Consider the following 16,511-nt stretch of genomic DNA (forward strand, 5'->3'; position numbering starts at 1 on the left):
CAGGCACGGGCGATCGGGTAACAGGACATGCGCCGCCGACTGATCCAGTCCACGCTCGCCGTGGTGCTGGTCGTGATCGCCGTCTTCGGGGTCTCCCTCGTCATCGTCGAGACCCGGACGATCAGCAACAGCGCCCAGGAACGGGTGGAGTCCGAGGCGGTCCGGCTGGCCAGCATCGTCGACAGCCGGCTCTTCGGGGCGCAGCAGGTCGACGCGCAGGTGCTGCGCGAGCAGGTCACGCAGGACCGCTACTACGCGGTGATCCGTATCCCCGGCGAGTCGCCCATCGAGGTCGGCGACAAGCCGGAGGGTGACGTCATCACCGCGACCGCGCCCGGCGAGGAGGGCGAGACGGTCACCGTCCAGGAACCCCGTTCCTCGGTGACCCGTGAGGTCGGGCGGACGCTGCTGATCATCGCGCTGGTCGCGCTGCTGGCGGTGGTGGCCGCGGTGCTGCTGGCCGTCCGCCAGGCGAACCGGCTGGCGTCGCCGCTGACCGACCTCGCGGAGACGGCCGAGCGGCTCGGCTCGGGCGATCCGCGGCCCCGGCACAAGCGGTACGGGGTGCCCGAGCTGGACCGGGTGGCGGACGTGCTGGACGGCTCCGCCGAGCGCATCGCCCGCATGCTGACCGCCGAACGCCGGCTGGCCGCCGACGCCTCCCACCAGCTGCGCACGCCGCTCACTGCGCTGTCGATGCGGCTGGAGGAGATCACCCTCACCGACGACCCGGACACGGTGAAGGAGGAGGCGACGATCGCGCTGACGCAGGTCGAGCGGCTCACGGACGTCGTGGAGCGGCTGCTGACGAACTCCCGCGATCCGCGCACCGGCTCGGCCGTCTCCTTCGACCTCGACGAGGTCATCCAGCAGCAGCTCGCGGAGTGGCGGCCGGCGTACCGCAGCGCGGGGCGGGCGATCGTCAGCTCCGGCAAGCGGCATCTGCGCGCGGTGGGCACGCCCGGCGCGGTCGCGCAGGTCCTGGCCGCGCTGATCGAGAACTCCCTCATGCACGGCGGGGGCACGGTGGCCCTGCGCACCCGCGTCACCGGCAACCAGGCGGTCATCGAGGTCACGGACGAGGGGCCCGGCATCCCCGCCGACCTGGGCGCCCGCATCTTCGAACGGGCGATCAGCGGCCGCAACTCCACGGGCATCGGCCTGGCGGTCGCCCGCGACCTCGCGGAGGCCGACGGCGGGCGCCTGGAGATGCTCCAGACCAAACCCCCGGTCTTCGGCCTGTTCCTGTCCCGCACGCCGCTGCCGAAACCGTCGGACGAGGACGCGGAGCCGATGGTCCGCTAGGGCCTGTCGTTTGGATCACGACGCAGGGCATCGGCAGCGCCTGTCAGCGCCGGTGAGCCCCGCGTCTGCGGCGTGATCCGAACGACAGGCCCCAGGAGTAGCGCCGCCCGCCCGAAGGGTGCTGCGGCGTCCGGCCGTGCCCGGAAGGGCTGCTGCATCGGCCCGTGCCCGGGAGGGCTACGGCACCTGCTGCTTGGTCTTCTCCTGGCCGGTGGACCCGGTTGGCGCGGCCGGGGCCGGCCCCGGGGCGGGCAGCGCGCGGAAGACCCAGGAGCGGTAGGACCAGAAGCGGAACAGGGTCGCGATGCCGATGCCCAGGAACTTGAAGACGTTGTTCTGCAGCGGTGTGTTCCAGCCGAAACCGTACGTGGCCGCGTACAGGACGCCGTTCTCGATGACCAGTCCGGCCGCGCTGAACAGCAGGAACAGGGTCATCTCACGCGTACGGCGGCTCTTGTCACGGTCGCGGTAGGTGAAGTAGCGGAAGCCGACGTAGTTGAAGACGATCGCCACGACGGTCGCGATGACGCTCGCGCGGACCACCTGGAGGTCCGTGGTGTGGCGTACGAGGTTGAAGACGAGGAGGTTGACCAGCACCCCGGCACCGCCCACCGCGCCGAACTTGGCGACTTCGTGAACGACCCGTCGGAGGCGGGAGGCACCATGTCCCATGGTCGTACAGGCCCCCGTCCGTTCGTCGGCGTCAACCCAGCCATGCTAACCACCCTCCCGCGCGATCTTCCTGTCGATGCCGGGCGGCGGCCGGAGATGGTCCGGGCGGAGCCGGTGAGGGGCAGGAAACCGGCCACTCTGGCGCGGCCGATACCCTGGGGGCGTGACGTTCCCGGTAGTCGGCATGGTCGGCGGTGGCCAGCTCGCTCGTATGACACACGAGGCGGGCATCCCGCTGGGCATCAGGTTCAAGCTCCTCAGTGACACCCCGCAGGACTCCGCTGCGCAGGTCGTGAGCGATGTCGTCGTCGGCGACCATCGCGACCTCGACACGCTGCGCGAGTTCGCCCGGGGGTGCGATGTGATCACCTTCGATCACGAACACGTACCCACCGAGCACCTCAGGGCCCTGGAGGCGGACGGCATCCCCGTCCGCCCCGGTCCCGACGCGCTCGTGCACGCCCAGGACAAGGGGGTGATGCGCGCGAAGCTCGACGCGATCGGCGTCCCCTGCCCCAGACACCGGATCGTCTCCGATCCGCAGGACGTGGCCGCCTTCGCGGCCGAGGGTGAGGGATTCCCGGTCGTCCTCAAGACCGTCCGCGGCGGCTACGACGGCAAGGGCGTGTGGGTCGTCGACTCCGTCGAGGAGGCCGCCGACCCCTTCAAGGCCGGTGTCCCCGTGCTCGCCGAGGAGAAGGTCGACTTCCTCCGCGAGCTCGCCGCCAACGTGGTCCGTTCCCCGCACGGCCAGGCCGTCGCCTACCCGGTCGTGGAGTCCCGCCAGGTGGCCGGCGTCTGCGACACGGTCATCGCCCCGGCCCCCGACCTCGACGAGGCCCTCGCCCTGGAGGCCTCCGAGATGGCGCTGAACATCGCCAAGGAGCTCGGCGTCGTCGGGCACCTCGCGGTCGAGCTGTTCCAGACCCGCGACGGGCGGATCCTCGTCAACGAGCTCGCGATGCGCCCGCACAACTCCGGCCACTGGTCGATGGACGGCGCCGTCACCAGCCAGTTCGCCAACCACGTGCGGGCCGTCCTGGACCTCCCGCTCGGCGACCCGCGCCCGCGCGCCCCGTGGACCGTGATGGTCAACGTCCTCGGCGGGGACTTCCCGGACATGTACTCCGCGTACCTGCACTGCATGGCCCGCGACCCCCAGCTGAAGATCCACATGTACGGCAAGGACGTGAAGCCCGGCCGCAAGGTCGGACACGTCAACACCTACGGCGACGACCTGGACGACGTGCTGGAGCGCGCCCGTCACGCAGCCGGCTACCTGAGAGGCACCATCACCGAATGAGCCCTGTTGTTGGCATCGTCATGGGGTCGGACTCCGACTGGCCCGTCATGGAGGCCGCCGCCAAGGCCCTCGACGAGTTCGAGATCGCCTACGAGGTCGACGTCGTCTCCGCGCACCGCATGCCGCGCGAGATGGTCGCCTACGGCGAGCAGGCCGACGCCCGCGGGCTCAAGGTGATCATCGCCGGGGCGGGCGGCGCCGCCCACCTGCCCGGCATGCTCGCCTCGGTGACCCCGCTGCCCGTCATCGGCGTGCCCGTGCCGCTGAAGTACCTCGACGGCATGGACAGCCTCCTGTCCATCGTGCAGATGCCGGCGGGTGTCCCGGTCGCCACGGTCTCCGTCGCCGGGGCCCGCAACGCCGGTCTGCTCGCGGCCCGCATCCTCGCCGCGCACGACGAGGAGCTGCGCGGCCGCATGCACGACTTCCAGCAGGAGCTGAACGACCAGGCCACCGAGAAGGGCAAGCGCCTGCGTTCCAAGGTCGAGGGCGCGGGCGGCTTCGGCTTCGGCGCGGGGAAGTGACGGCAATGACCTCCCAGGAGGCGGCCCGGGAACTCCTGCGGGAGTTCCCGGTCGTCGACGGCCACAACGACCTGCCCTGGGCCCTGCGCGCACAGGTGCGCTACGACCTCGACGCCCGCGACATCGCCGCCGACCAGAGCGCCCATCTGCACACCGACATCCCCCGGCTGCGCGCCGGCGGCGTCGGCGCGCAGTACTGGTCGGTGTACGTCCGCACGGACTCGCCCGACCCGGTCGCCGCCACCCTCGAACAGATCGACTGTGTACGGCAGTTGCTGACCCGCCACCCCGAGGACCTGCGTCCCGCGCTCACCGCGGCCGACATGGAGGCGGCGCGCGGGGAGGGCCGGATCGCCTCCCTCATGGGGGCGGAGGGCGGGCACTCCATCGCCAACTCCCTGGGCACGCTGCGCGGCCTGTACGGGCTCGGCGTGCGCTACCTCACCCTGACCCACAACGACAACGTCGACTGGGCGGACTCCGCGACCGACGAGCCGAGGGCCGGTGGTCTGACCGCGTTCGGCCGGGAGGTCGTGCGGGAGATGAACCGGCTCGGCATGCTCGTCGACCTGTCCCACGTGGCGGCGACGACCATGCGGGACGCGCTCGACACGAGCTCGGCCCCGGTGATCTTCTCCCACTCGTCCGCACGGGCGGTGTGCGACCACCCGCGCAACATCCCGGACGACGTCCTGGAGCGGCTGCCCGCCAACGGCGGCGTCGCGATGGTGACGTTCGTGCCGAAGTTCGTGCTCCAGGCTGCCGTGGACTGGACGGCCGCGGCCGACGAGAACATGCGCGCCCACGGCTTCCACCACCTCGACACCACCGCGGAGGCCATGAAGGTCCACCGCGCCTTCGAGGAGCGGCACCCGCGGCCGGTCGCGACGGTGTCGACGGTGGCCGACCACCTGGATCACATGCGCGAGGCGGCCGGCATCGACCACCTCGGCATCGGCGGCGACTACGACGGCACGGCCTTCACCCCCGACGGCCTCGCCGACGTCTCCGGCTACCCGAACCTCCTCGCGGAACTGCTCGACCGCGGCTGGTCCAAGGCCGACCTGGCCAAGCTGACCTGGAAGAACGCGGTCCGGGTCCTGGACGCGGCGGAGGACGTCGCCCGGGGTCTTCAGGCGACGCGGTCGCCGTCCAACGCCACGATCGAGTCGCTGGACGCGCCCGCCGGCTGAGCGTCGAGGGCGGGGTGGCCGGTGCAGCCGGCCGCCCCGCCCCACGTACACCAGAAGCCCTCGCGCATCGCGTTTAGCGGGCCCCCGGATGAGTGACCGAGGCCGCCCGGCTGTCCTGGAGGCAGCCGCGCGCGGCGTCGGCGCCGTACTCCGAACGCCCCGCCCACCAGGAACCACGTCCTGCTCTGTGCGACGGTGACCGTACCTCACGAACGACGTACGGAGCCGCTATGGCAGATCTCCAGGACGACCTGCGCACCGCCGCCCCGGCCGCCGACGAGTTCGACGAGCTGGCCGAGCCGTACCCCGACGAGGGCCTTGGCCCGACGGAGCCCTACGAGCCCGTCTCCGACCCGGACGACGCACCCATGACCCGGGCCCGCGCGATCCTCGCCGCCCACCCCGTCGCCGACGGCTACAACGGACTGCCCTGGGCGCTCAAGCGCCTGTCCTGGTACGACCTCCAGGACGGCGAGAGCACCGTCGACACGGACGTGCCCCGGCTGCGCAGCGGTCATGTGGGCGCCCTGTTCTGGTCGTTGCACCTGCCCGAGGGCATCGACGGCGACCGGGCCGTCGGCGCCACCCTGGAACAGCTGGACCTGGCGAAGACCATCGTGCGCACCTGCGAGGAGGGTCTGCGGCCGGCCTGCACGGCCGGGCAGGTCGCCGACGCCCGCAACTGCGGCCGCGTCGCCGTGCTCCTCGGCCCCGCCGGTGCCCCGGCCCTGGGCGACTCGCTCGGCATCCTGCGCCAGCTGCACCTGCTCGGGCTGCGCGTCCTCACCCTGACCGGGGTGTCCTGGGCGAGTGACGCGGGGCTGACCCGGTTCGGTGAGGAGGTCGTGCGCGAGATGAACCGGCTCGGCGTGATCGCGGACCTCTCGGGTGCCTCCGCGCAGACCCTGCGCCGGGCCCTGAGCCTCTCGCGGGCCCCCGTCCTGTGCAGCCGCTCCGCGGCCCGCAGCCTGCGCCCCCACCCCGCCAACCTCCCGGACGACCTGCTGGCGGAGCTGGGCGCGGCCAAGGGGCTGTGCCTGGTGCCGCTGACCGCCGAGCAGGCGGGACCGACCGTCCGCGACGTCGCCGACCACCTCGACCACATCCGCGACGTGGCCGGAGCACACTGCGTCGGCCTGTCCGGCACCTACGACTCCGGGGCCGCCCACCCGCGGGAGCTCGGCGACACCTCCTGCTATCCGCGGCTGATCGCCGAGTTGCTCCGACGCGGCTGGGACGAGGCCGATGTGGCCCTGTTGACCTGGGGCAACGTCCAGCGTGTCCTGCGGGGGGCCGACTTCACGGCCCGCGCCGCCCAGCAGCGCCGGGAGCCGTCGACGGCGACGATCTCGGAGCTGGACGGATAACGGGGCCCTGCGCCCTTGGGCCGGGCGGGCCCGCCCGGCCCGGACCCGCCGGTCGCGCTGCCCGGCCCGGAGCCGTCGTGCCCGGCGGGTCGCGCTGCGCGGCCCGGAGCCGTCGTGCCCGGACGGTCGTGCTGTCCGCCCGAGCCGTCCTGCCCGGACGGTCGCGCTGTCCGGCCCGAGCCGTCCTGCCCGGCTAGTCGTGCTCGATCCGGCACAGGCAGAACGGGTGTCCCGCCGGGTCGGCGTAGACGCGGAAGTCCTTCTTCTCGTAGTCCTCCTTGTCCAGCACCCGTGCGCCCAGCGCCAGCACCCGCTCCTCGGCCGCGTCGATCTCGTCCCAGGTCGCCCCGGCGTCGAAGTCCAGGTGGAACTGCTGGGCGTTGCGGTCGGCCCGCGGCCACTCCGGCGGGGTGTGGTCCGGGGAGCGCTGGAAGGCGATCCGGGGCCCGCCGGGGACCCGCAGCACCACCCAGTCGGGGTCGTCGTCCTCCGGGGTGCCGCCGCCGACCTGCGCGTAGAAGCGGGCCAGGGCGCGGGGGTCGGGGCAGTCGACGACCACGGAACGCAAACGTGCCACGGCGGGCATGGGGCCTCCAGACGTCAGCCGGCGCAGAGGCAGAACGGGTGCCCTGCCGGATCGGCGTAAACCCGGAACGACCGCTCCCGGTCCTCGGTGTCCAGCGCCTTCGCGCCGAGGGCCAGCACGCCCTTCTCGGCCGCGTCCAGGTCGTCCACGACCAGGTCGAGGTGGAACTGCTGCGAGCCGTCGGACGACGGCCACGGCGGCGGTACGTGTCCGGGAGCGGACTGGAAGGCCAGGGGGGTGCCGCCCGGCACGTCCAGGTCGATCCACACGTCGTCCCCGTCGGTCTCCACCGTCGGCGTGCCCCCGAGCACCTCGGCGTAGAAACCGGCGAGTGCGTGCGGGTCCGGACAGTCCAGGACGACGACACCCAGCTTGGCGAGAGCCATGACTTCCTCCTTGAAGTCGGTTACCCGAAGAAGCGGGTAACCAGTAACCGTTACTGCATGCTCCCCCATTGGCGGTAACCTCGCAAGGGAATAGGCGAGAGGTACGGTCCAGCCATGACGGAGAGATCGCCCGCGCCCGGCGGCCTGGCCCTGGTCGAGGCCCTGGTGAACACGCTGGACATCGAGTCCGGCGCCGACGCGCTGGGCACGCCCGAGGGCCGGGAGCGCCTCGGTATCACCGCGGACGAGACCGACCGGGCCCGCACCCTGCGCGAGTCCCTGCGCGCGACCCTGCTCGCCCACGCCGGCCACCCCCCGCACCGTGAGGTGACCCCGCTCGGCGCACTCCTGGCCGAAGCCCCGCTCCTCGTCACCGTCGACGCGGCGGACGGTTCGGCCGCCCTGGCCCCCGCCGGCGACCGCTCCCTGCACGCACGCGTGGCCGCCGCCGTCGCCGAGGCCCTCGTCGCCGGCACCTGGACCCGCCTCAAGGCCTGCGAGGCCGCCGACTGCCACTGGGCCTACTACGACCGCAGCCCGGCCGGCCGCGGCCGCTGGTGCTCCATGCAGGTCTGCGGGGCCCGCGCGAAGATGCGCCGCTACCGGGCCAAGGAGGTGTAGCCGCCCCGCCGTACCTCCGGGTGGTGCAGAATGCACGAAGACGCCGGTTCGGCCGACTGAGCCTCGGCCGAACCGGCGTCGCCTGTGTCGCGCCTTACGCGCTCAGGCCCTGGGACGCCCCATCGCCCGGTACGTCCAGCCGGCCTTGCGCCACAGCTCCGGGTCCAGGGCGTTGCGGCCGTCCAGGATGACCCGCGCCGCCGCGACCTCGCCGAGGGCCTCGGTGTCCAGCCCCCGGAATTCCCGCCACTCCGTCAGATGCAGCACGATGTCGGCGCCGCGTACGGCGTCCAGCGCCGAGTCGGCGTAGCCGAGGGTCGGGAACACACTGCGGGCGTTGTCCATGCCCTTCGGGTCGTAGACCGTGACCTGACCGCCCTGGAGGTGGATCTGCCCGGCGACGTTCAGCGCGGGGGAGTCCCGCACGTCGTCCGAGTCGGGCTTGAAGGTCGCGCCCAGCACCGCCACCCGCTTGCCCAGGAACGGCCCGCCGCCCAGCGCCTGCCGGGTCAGCTCCACCATCTGCCCGCGCTGGCGCATGTTGATCGAGTCGATCTCCCGCAGGAACGTCAGCGCCTGGTCCGCGCCCAGCTCACCGGCGCGCGCCATGAACGCCCGGATGTCCTTCGGCAGACAGCCGCCGCCGAAACCGATCCCGGCCCGCAGGAACTTCCTTCCGATGCGGTCGTCGTACCCGATGGCCTCCGCCAGCTTGGCGACATCACCGCCCGCGGCCTCGCACACCTCGGCCATCGCGTTGATGAACGAGATCTTCGTGGCGAGGAAGGAGTTCGCGGAGGTCTTCACCAGCTCCGAGGTCGGGAAGTCCGTCACCACGAACGGCGAGCCCTCGGCGATCGGCGTCGCGTACACCTCCCGCAGCAGCTTCTCGGCCCGCTCGCTGCGCACGCCCACCACGAGACGGTCGGGGTGCAGGGTGTCGTCCACGGCGAAACCCTCGCGCAGGAACTCCGGGTTCCACGCCAGCTCGGCGTCCTGCCCGGCGGGCGCGTGCGCGGACAGGTAGGCGGCGAGGCGGTCCGCGGAGCCGACCGGCACGGTCGACTTGCCGACGACCAGCGCCGGGCCGTGCAGATGCGGGGCGAGCGAGGCGAACGCGGAGTCGACGTAGCTCATGTCGCAGGCGTACTCACCGTGCCGCTGCGGGGTGTTCACGCAGACGAAGTGCACATCGCCGAACGCGCCGAGCTCGGCCCAGTCCTGGGTGAAGCGCAGCCGTCCGCTGGAGCCCTCGATGCCGGCCACGTGCTTGCGCAGCAGGTCCTCGAGGCCCGGCTCGTACATCGGGGCCTCGGCGCGCTCCAGCTTCTCGATCTTCTCGCGCACGACGTCGAGGGCGAGCACCTCGAAGCCCAGTTCGGCCATGGCCGCCGCATGTGTCGCACCGAGATAACCGGTGCCGATCACAGTGATCTTCAGGGCCATGGGGTGCTCCAGGGGTCTACGGCATGCGGTGCGCGCCCGAGCATAGCCGGGGCATGACCGCGCGCCTCACCGGGCAACTTCTCCGCTGTCGCCTAGCTCACGTATCACTCGGGTGGGCGACCCCATAAACTTTTGATTACTTAACGGTAGTTAGCGTCACCATCGCAGCGTTTTGGAGCGTGAGAGACCTTGGCCGGATCGGCTGACTTCGACCTGTACCGCCCGTCCGAGGAGCACGACATGCTCCGTGACGCCGTCCGCTCGCTGGCCGAGGCGAAGATCGCGCCGCACGCCGCCGCGGTGGACGAGGAGGCCCGCTTCCCCCGCGAGGCCCTCCAGGCCCTGGTCGCGAACGACCTGCACGCCGTGCACGTACCCGAGGAGTACGGCGGCGCCGGCGCCGACGCGCTGGCCACCGTCATAGTGATCGAGGAGGTCGCACGCGTGTGCGCCTCCTCCTCGCTCATCCCGGCCGTGAACAAGCTGGGCTCCCTGCCGGTGATCCTCTCCGGCTCCGAGGACCTGAAGAAGAAGTACATGACCCCGCTCGCCAAGGGCGAGGGCATGTTCTCCTACTGCCTCTCCGAGCCGGATGCCGGCTCCGACGCCGCCGGCATGAAGACCAAGGCGGTCCGCGACGGCGACCACTTCGTCCTCAACGGCGTGAAGCGCTGGATCACCAACGCCGGCGAGTCCGAGTACTACACGGTGATGGCCGTCACCGACCCGGCCAAGCGCTCCAAGGGCATCTCGGCCTTCGTCGTCGAGAAGTCGGACGAGGGCGTCTCCTTCGGCGCCCCCGAGAAGAAGCTCGGCATCAAGGGCTCCCCGACCCGCGAGGTCTACCTCGACAACGTCCGCATCCCCGCCGACCGCATGATCGGCGAGGAGGGCACCGGCTTCGCCACCGCGATGAAGACCCTCGACCACACCCGCATCACCATCGCCGCCCAGGCCCTCGGCATCGCCCAGGGCGCCCTCGACTACGCCAAGGGCTACGTCCAGGAGCGCAAGCAGTTCGGCAAGCCGATCGCCGACTTCCAGGGCATCCAGTTCATGCTCGCCGACATGGCCATGAAGATCTCGGCCGCCCGCGCCCTGACCTACCAGGCCGCCGCCGCCTCCCAGCGCGTCGACGCCGACCTCACCTACCTGGGCGCCGCCGCCAAGTGCTTCGCCTCGGACGTGGCGATGGAGGTCACGACGGACGCCGTCCAGCTCCTCGGCGGCTACGGCTACACGCGCGACTACCCGGTGGAGCGCATGATGCGCGACGCCAAGATCACCCAGATCTACGAGGGCACGAACCAGGTTCAGCGCATCGTCATGGCGCGCAATCTGCCGTAGCCGGGCTCCGGGGGCCGGACGTTCCGGCCCCCGGCGTTCTCACAGGAAGCGCCGGATCGGGGTCACCGCGGCCTCCGCGAGGCGCATCGGAAGAGGCCGCCGCTTCCAGCGGTGGGGGTCGATCGGCTCGCTCCGCTCCGTGTCGGCCTCGAAGTCGGCGTCGAGCCGCGCGGTGAAGTCCTCGTCGAGGACGGCCAGGACGACCTCCTCGTCGTGCTCCATGGAACGGCGGTTGAAGTTCGTGGAGCCGATGAGGGAGCAGACCCCGTCCACCGTCATGATCTTCGTGTGGAGCATCGTCGGCTGGTACTCCCGCACCTCCACACCGGCGTCGACGAGCGTCTGGTAGTGCTGCCGCCCGGCCAGCAGGCACGCCCGCTGGTCGGTGTGCGGTCCGGGGAGCAGGATCTCGACCCGGACCCCGCGGCGGGCCGCGGCGGCCAGGAGGTCGATGAAGTAGGTGTCGGGAGCGAAGTAGGCGGTGGACAGCCGCAGGCACTCCTGCGCCGAGGTGATCAGGACCCGCAGAATCGTCTGCATGTCCTGCCAGCCGAAGGAGGCCGAGCCCCGCACGACCTGGACCGTGGCCTGTCCCGGCTGATCCTGGGCGGTGAAGCGGTCGTGCTCGTCGTAGAGGTCGTCGTGACACTCGGCCCAGTTCTGGGCGAAGGCCGCGGCGATGCCGTCCACGGCGGGCCCGCGGACCCGGACGTGGGTGTCGCGCCACTCGTCCGGGTTCCGCGCGTCGCCGCACCACTCCTCCGCGATGCCCACGCCGCCGGTGAAGGCGGTGTGCTCGTCGGTGACCAGCACCTTGCGGTGACAGCGGTGGTTCTGCCGCATCGGTGACACGCGCGTGGGTCTGCGGAACCACGCCACCTGGACGCCTGCCTCGTCCATCGCGTCCAGCAGGTCCCGCTCTATCTCCTTGGCCCCGAAGCCGTCCAGCAGCAGCCGCACCCGCACACCCGCGCGGGCCCGCTCGGCCAGAGCGTCGGCGAACTCGTGGGCGACCTCGCCCCGCCAGTACACGAACGTCATCATGTCGACGGTGTGCTCGGCGGCCCGGATGGCGGCCAGCATCGCGGGGAAGATCTCGTCCCCGTTGCGCAACGGCACGAGCTCGTTGCCCTCGGTCGCCGCGATGCCGATCAACCGCTCCAGCCGTCTGCGCAGCCGCTGCTTCTGCTCCTCCTGGCCTCCCGGACCCGAACCCGTCCGGCCTCTCCGCCCTCTTCGCCCGTCCTGATCACTCGGACCCGAGGTCCGGGGTTCGTCGTACATCTGCTGTGTCATGTGTGGGTCTCCCCCTGCACGGTTTCGCCGCCCCGCCCTGCCGCGCCGGACCCCGGCGCGCCTGCATCCCCCCTTTTTGCCGCTGTCGGCGCTTTCACGCAGAGCCCGCTGAGTCGTGCCTCACACACGTGGGAGGGGCTGCCCTGTGGTGCTCATGGGGCCGGAGGCGTAGGACGAGAGGAGCGGGCGTCGATCCGCGGCTCCCGCCACCCCTGGGAGGACGTCATGACCCAGCAACCCGCCACCGCCACCCCGCTGAGCAAGGAGATGCAGGACTGCGTCCAGACCTGCATGACCTGCCACAGCGTGTGCGAGGAGACCATGAGCTCCTGCCTGCAGACGGGCGGCCCGGCCCAGATGCAGATCATGCGCGCGGTCATGGACTGCGCCGAGATGACGCGCATGTGCGCCGACATGATGATGCGCCGCTCGCCGCTCATGGCCGACATGTGCGCGATGTGCGCCCGGGCCTGTGACATGAGCGCCGAGGCGTGTATGTCCATGCCGGAGGACGCGCAGATGATGCGCTGCGCCGAGGCCTGTCGCCGCTGCGCCGATTCGTGCCGCTCGATGTCGGGCGCCTCGATGTGAGCACCGCCTCAGCGCAAAGGGGGCACCCGCCCGGGTGCCCCCTTTGCCTCGCCTGACCCGCTCAGTTGCCGGAGACGGTGACCTTCTCGTCGTTCTTCAGCTCGTTCACCAGCGTCTTCACCTTCGCGGTGTCCCACTGGAGGTTGCCGTTGGCGCTGTTGCCGGCGATCGGCATGTTCATCGACTTGCCCTCGCCGCCGCTGACGCCCTTCATCGCCCAGAACATGTCCGCCAGGTCGAACAGGCCCATGTCCTTGTCGACCACGAGGGTGTCGAGACCGGCGCTCATGGTCGGGTACAGCTTGAAGGGGTTCATGACCGTGCCTGGGGTGGCGACCTGGTTGGCCAGGGCCGAGAGGAACTTCTGCTGGTTCTTCGTACGGTCCAGGTCGGAGCCGGCGAGCGCGTAGCGGGTGCGGACGAAGGCGAGGGCCTGCTCGCCGTTCAGCGTCTGCTTGCCCTTCTTCAGGTCCGCGCCGGACTTGGTGTCCTTGATGTCCTGCGGGATGTCCATCTCGACGCCGCCGACCGCGTCCACGATGTTCGCGAAGCCGGCGAAGCCGATCTCCACGTAGTGGTCGATGCGCAGGCCCGTGTTGGCCTCCACCGTGCGCACCAGCAGCTCCGGGCCGTCCTCGGCGTAGGCCGCGTTCAGCTTGGTCTGGCGGCCCGTGGCCGGGTAGAGCTTGCCGGAGTCGGAGCCCTTGAACGACGGGATCGTGACGTTGGAGTCGCGTGGCAGCGAGACCAGAGTCGGGGCGCCGTCGCCGGTGTGCAGGATCATCATCGAGTCCGTGCGCTTGCCCTCGGCGGACCCGGTGTGCAGCTTCTTCTTCTCCTCGGCCGACATGCCCTTGCGGCTGTCGGAGCCGACGATCAGGTAGTTCGTGCCCTCGCCCGCCTCCGGACGGTCGATGACCTGCGACAGGTCGACCTCGCGGTTGAGCTTGGAGTCGGCCCAGAAGTAGGTGCCGACGCTCGTCACGACCAGGAGCGTCACCAGCGTGATGGACGTCACCTTGATACGGCGGCGCCAGTTCGGCGCGGGGCGCGGCTCGTACATGCCGTCGCCCGGACCGCCGGGGCCTCTGCCGCCGGGGGAGCCGTAGACCTGGCCGGTGTTGTAGCCGCTGTCGTACCCGTCACCGGGGCCGTAGCCGCCGCCGTCCACGTAGGACGGCTGCTGCGGTACGCCGCCGCTGTACGGCGGGGCGCCACCGTATCCCGCCTGCCCGGGCGATGCCGCCGGGCCGCGGCGGACCTGCCGCATGACGCGGGCGCTCTCGGGCTGGGAGCTCGAGCTGCCGCGTCCGAAGCGGTTGCCGCGGTTGTCGCCGGTGAATCCCTCGGGCCAGTCATTCATGCGCCCCAGTGTGCAGGTCCCTGTAGTGCGCAGTACAAGACTCGTCGGAAAATCAGAGCACGGCTGTGGCGAAGCTGACACAAAACCCCCACGCGCGGCCTCCGCTTAAGGTGGAGGCCATGACAGACCAGGCCCCAGCTGCGGATTCCGGCAGTCCGGATATCCCGGGCAAGCCGACTTCGGCGTCCCGCACCACCCTCAGCCACATCATGACCCACAACGACACGAACCTTCTGGGGACCGTGCACGGCGGGGTGATCATGAAGCTGGTCGACGACGCGGCGGGGGCGGTGGCAGGACGGCACTCCGGCGGGCCGGCGGTCACCGCGTCCATGGACGAGATGGCGTTCCTGGAGCCGGTCCGCGTCGGCGACCTGGTGCACGTCAAGGCGCAGGTCAACTGGACCGGCCGGACGTCCATGGAGGTCGGTGTCCGGGTCCTGGCCGAACGCTGGAACGAGTCCGCCCCGCCCACGCAGGTCGGCTCGGCCTACCTCGTGTTCGCCGCGGTCGACGCCGACGGCAAGCCCCGCCGGGTCCCGCCGGTCCTCCCGGAGACGGAGCGCGACAAGCGCCGCTACCAGGAGGCCCAGATCCGCCGCACCCACCGCCTGGCCCGCCGCCGCGCGATCATGGACCTGCGCGAGAAGCGGGCGGCGGAGGGCTTCGAGGACTGACCCGGGCCGCCTGAGCCCCGGAGGCCGGGCCGGACGGCATGTCCCAGGGCCGGACGGCACGTTCCCGGGCCGGATGTCAGGTTTCCGGGCCGGACGACACGTTCTCGGGCCGGACGACACGTTCTCGGGCCGTGCGTCAGGTTCCCGGGCCGGACGTCAGGTTCCTGGCCCGGGTGTCAGGTTCTCGGGCCGGGTGTCAGGTTCCCGGGTCGGACGACACGTTCTCGGACCGGACGTCAGGTTCCTGGCCCGGGTGTCAGGTTCCCGGGCCGGACGCCGGTCCTAGCCGCACCCCACCTCGTCCCCCCGCACCACCCCGAACCCGCTCTGTCCCGGGTCCTCGGCCCGCACCTTGCGGACGCGTTCGAAGTCCTGGCCCGCGATCACCTTCAGGGTCGGGCCCAGGCCCGCCACCGCGCGCATCTCGCTGCCCGGCAGGGCGGTCGCCAGGGACTTGGCCGAGCGGTCCCAGCGGGGGTCGTAGGCGACGACCGTGCGCTTGACGTCGCCGGTGGCGGCGTTCACGGGGGCGTGGGTCGTCTGGAAGCCGGTCGCCGCAAGGGCCGCGTCCACCCTGCGGCCGAGACCGGGCGTGCGGGTCCCGTTCTCCACCTGGACGCGGATCTGCTGCGGGGCGACCGGGACGACCCGGGCGGCGCCGCGCGGCCGGTGCGCCGACAGCGGCTGGTCCTTGCGCAGGGCGTGGAAGAGCCGCTCCGCCTTCACCGGGTCCCACTTCAGCGTGGAGCCGACGCCCTCCACGACGTACCCCATCTGCCCGACCGGGACGGTGGTGAACTCGGAGGACGAGGGGGAGAAGTTCCGCATGGCGCGGCCCAGGTCCAGCATCTCCTCCGTGCCGAAGCCCTTGTCGGCCCGCACCGAGCCCAGCACCGCCCGCGTCACGTCCCGGAACTTCATCGGATTGAGGAGGATCCCGGACGAGGTGAGCCGTTCCACGAGCGCCGCCATGAAACGCTGCTGCCGCTTCATGCGGCCCAGGTCGGAGGCCCCGTCGACATGGCGGGCCCGCACGAACTGCAGCGCCTGCCCGCCCCGGAGCGTGTGCCGGCCGGCCGGGAGGTTCAGCCCGGTGTAGCTGTCCTGGAGAGGAGCGGCCGTACAGACCTGCACGCCCCCGACCACGTCGACCGTCTTCATGAAGCTGGTGAAGTCGACCTCCAGGTAGTGGTCGATCTTCACCTTGGTCATGTTCTCGACGGTGCGCACGGTCAGCTGCGGCCCGCCCTCGGCGTACGCGGCGTTCAGCTTCAGGGGGTGTCCGTCGTGCCGCTTGCCGGACGTACGGTCGACATGCGCCGGCGTCACCGCGTACGAGTCACGCGGCAGGCTCACCACGCTGGCCCGGTCCCGGTTCTCCGAGATGTGCACGATCATGATCGTGTCGGTGCAGTGGCAGGGCGCGCCGCCCAGCCGGTACGTGCGGCGTTCCTCCCGGCCGATCTTCTCCCGGCCGTCGGTGCCGACGAGCAGGAGGTTCATGCCGTGGCCCGCCTGCGGGCGGTTCTTCATGTCCTTGAAGGGGTCGACCCGGGCGATGTCCGCGTCCAGGCTCGTCATCACCGCGTGCCCGATGCCGGCGGAGGCGAGAACCACCACGGACAGTGTGGTGAGTGCCCGCAGGACCCAGCGCGGCTTGCGCGCGGGCGGTGCGGCCTTGCGCGGAGCGCGGCGGGGCGACGGGGGTTGCGGGCGGCGCTGGGGGCCGGCGGTGGACCGGGAGGACCGCGGCGGCGTGGGCATGGAACACCTCCGGACGACGGCCGTACGTGGGATCTGTGAAACCGTAGGCCGATACGATCTGCGGCCTGCG

16 protein-coding genes are annotated in these 16,511 nt (G+C 71.4%); 9 read left to right on the plus strand and 7 right to left on the minus strand.

The window, feature by feature from the left end; genetic code table 11:
* The first annotated feature begins 27 nt into the window (after nt 1-27).
* Nucleotides 28-1,305, plus strand: coding sequence for an ATP-binding protein (locus AB0F04_RS15990; protein ID WP_362041851.1), 1,278 nt, complete (start codon nt 28-30; stop codon nt 1,303-1,305).
* Between the two features lie 177 nt (nt 1,306-1,482).
* Here the strand turns inward: AB0F04_RS15990 and AB0F04_RS15995 are convergent, their stop codons facing one another.
* On the minus strand, nt 1,483-1,977 hold the full coding sequence (locus tag AB0F04_RS15995) for a GtrA family protein (protein WP_362041853.1): 495 nt from the start codon (nt 1,975-1,977) through the stop codon (nt 1,483-1,485).
* 163 nt (nt 1,978-2,140) lie between these two features.
* Between AB0F04_RS15995 and AB0F04_RS16000 the strand changes: the two genes are divergently transcribed.
* The 4 genes from AB0F04_RS16000 (at nt 2,141) to AB0F04_RS16015 (ending at nt 6,364) form a co-directional block, all read left to right on the plus strand.
* Entirely contained in the window at nt 2,141-3,280 is a 1,140-nt protein-coding gene (locus AB0F04_RS16000) for a 5-(carboxyamino)imidazole ribonucleotide synthase (RefSeq protein WP_362041855.1), read from the plus strand.
* Nucleotides 3,277-3,804, plus strand: coding sequence for a 5-(carboxyamino)imidazole ribonucleotide mutase (gene purE, locus AB0F04_RS16005; RefSeq protein ID WP_362041857.1), 528 nt, complete (start codon nt 3,277-3,279; stop codon nt 3,802-3,804). The genes AB0F04_RS16000 and purE overlap by 4 nt, the downstream gene beginning before the upstream one ends.
* 5 nt (nt 3,805-3,809) lie before the next feature.
* Nucleotides 3,810-4,997: a dipeptidase gene (locus tag AB0F04_RS16010; protein ID WP_362041859.1), complete on the plus strand. Its 1,188-nt coding sequence runs from the start codon at nt 3,810-3,812 to the stop codon at nt 4,995-4,997.
* Nucleotides 4,998-5,227: 230 nt separating this feature from the next.
* Nucleotides 5,228-6,364 carry a dipeptidase gene (locus AB0F04_RS16015; RefSeq protein ID WP_362041861.1) on the plus strand — a complete coding sequence of 379 codons (1,137 nt, stop codon included), beginning with the start codon at nt 5,228-5,230 and terminating at the stop codon, nt 6,362-6,364.
* Between the two features lie 193 nt (nt 6,365-6,557).
* Here AB0F04_RS16015 and AB0F04_RS16020 read toward each other — a convergent pair whose 3' ends face one another.
* Nucleotides 6,558-6,950 (minus strand): VOC family protein, encoded by a 393-nt coding sequence (locus AB0F04_RS16020; protein WP_362041864.1) that lies wholly within the window; start codon nt 6,948-6,950, stop codon nt 6,558-6,560.
* Between the two features lie 14 nt (nt 6,951-6,964).
* Nucleotides 6,965-7,336, minus strand: a complete 372-nt coding sequence (locus AB0F04_RS16025; RefSeq protein WP_362041866.1) for a VOC family protein — start codon at nt 7,334-7,336, stop codon at nt 6,965-6,967.
* A 114-nt stretch (nt 7,337-7,450) separates the two neighbouring features.
* On the opposite strand from AB0F04_RS16025, the gene AB0F04_RS16030 reads away from it, so the two are divergent.
* On the plus strand, nt 7,451-7,957 hold the full coding sequence (locus AB0F04_RS16030; protein ID WP_362041868.1) for a CGNR zinc finger domain-containing protein: 507 nt from the start codon (nt 7,451-7,453) through the stop codon (nt 7,955-7,957).
* Between the two features lie 102 nt (nt 7,958-8,059).
* Here the strand turns inward: AB0F04_RS16030 and AB0F04_RS16035 are convergent, their stop codons facing one another.
* The gene (locus tag AB0F04_RS16035) at nt 8,060-9,403 is read right to left on the minus strand and encodes a UDP-glucose/GDP-mannose dehydrogenase family protein (protein WP_362041870.1); all 1,344 of its coding nucleotides are present in this window, start codon (nt 9,401-9,403) and stop codon (nt 8,060-8,062) included.
* A 189-nt stretch (nt 9,404-9,592) separates the two neighbouring features.
* Between AB0F04_RS16035 and AB0F04_RS16040 the strand changes: the two genes are divergently transcribed.
* The gene (locus tag AB0F04_RS16040; protein ID WP_362041872.1) at nt 9,593-10,750 is read left to right on the plus strand and encodes an acyl-CoA dehydrogenase; all 1,158 of its coding nucleotides are present in this window, start codon (nt 9,593-9,595) and stop codon (nt 10,748-10,750) included.
* Between the two features lie 39 nt (nt 10,751-10,789).
* On the opposite strand, the gene AB0F04_RS16045 is transcribed toward AB0F04_RS16040, so the two are convergent.
* Nucleotides 10,790-12,046 (minus strand): phospholipase D-like domain-containing protein, encoded by a 1,257-nt coding sequence (locus AB0F04_RS16045; RefSeq protein WP_362041875.1) that lies wholly within the window; start codon nt 12,044-12,046, stop codon nt 10,790-10,792.
* 225 nt (nt 12,047-12,271) lie between these two features.
* Here AB0F04_RS16045 and AB0F04_RS16050 point away from each other — a divergent pair, with 225 nt between their 5' ends.
* Nucleotides 12,272-12,637: a four-helix bundle copper-binding protein gene (locus AB0F04_RS16050; protein WP_362041876.1), complete on the plus strand. Its 366-nt coding sequence runs from the start codon at nt 12,272-12,274 to the stop codon at nt 12,635-12,637.
* A 61-nt stretch (nt 12,638-12,698) separates the two neighbouring features.
* Here the strand turns inward: AB0F04_RS16050 and AB0F04_RS16055 are convergent, their stop codons facing one another.
* Complete coding sequence (locus AB0F04_RS16055) at nt 12,699-14,000, minus strand: LCP family protein (protein ID WP_362041878.1); 1,302 nt, start codon at nt 13,998-14,000, stop codon at nt 12,699-12,701.
* Nucleotides 14,001-14,119: 119 nt separating this feature from the next.
* Here AB0F04_RS16055 and AB0F04_RS16060 point away from each other — a divergent pair, with 119 nt between their 5' ends.
* Nucleotides 14,120-14,677 (plus strand): acyl-CoA thioesterase, encoded by a 558-nt coding sequence (locus AB0F04_RS16060; protein WP_053675667.1) that lies wholly within the window; start codon nt 14,120-14,122, stop codon nt 14,675-14,677.
* 282 nt (nt 14,678-14,959) lie between these two features.
* Here the strand turns inward: AB0F04_RS16060 and AB0F04_RS16065 are convergent, their stop codons facing one another.
* Nucleotides 14,960-16,441 (minus strand): LCP family protein, encoded by a 1,482-nt coding sequence (locus tag AB0F04_RS16065; RefSeq protein WP_362041880.1) that lies wholly within the window; start codon nt 16,439-16,441, stop codon nt 14,960-14,962.
* Between the last annotated feature and the right edge of the window lie 70 nt (nt 16,442-16,511).

The sequence above is a fragment of the Streptomyces sp. NPDC029041 genome, assembly GCF_040637515.1.
In the GTDB taxonomy this organism is placed as follows: Bacteria; Actinomycetota; Actinomycetes; order Streptomycetales; family Streptomycetaceae; genus Streptomyces.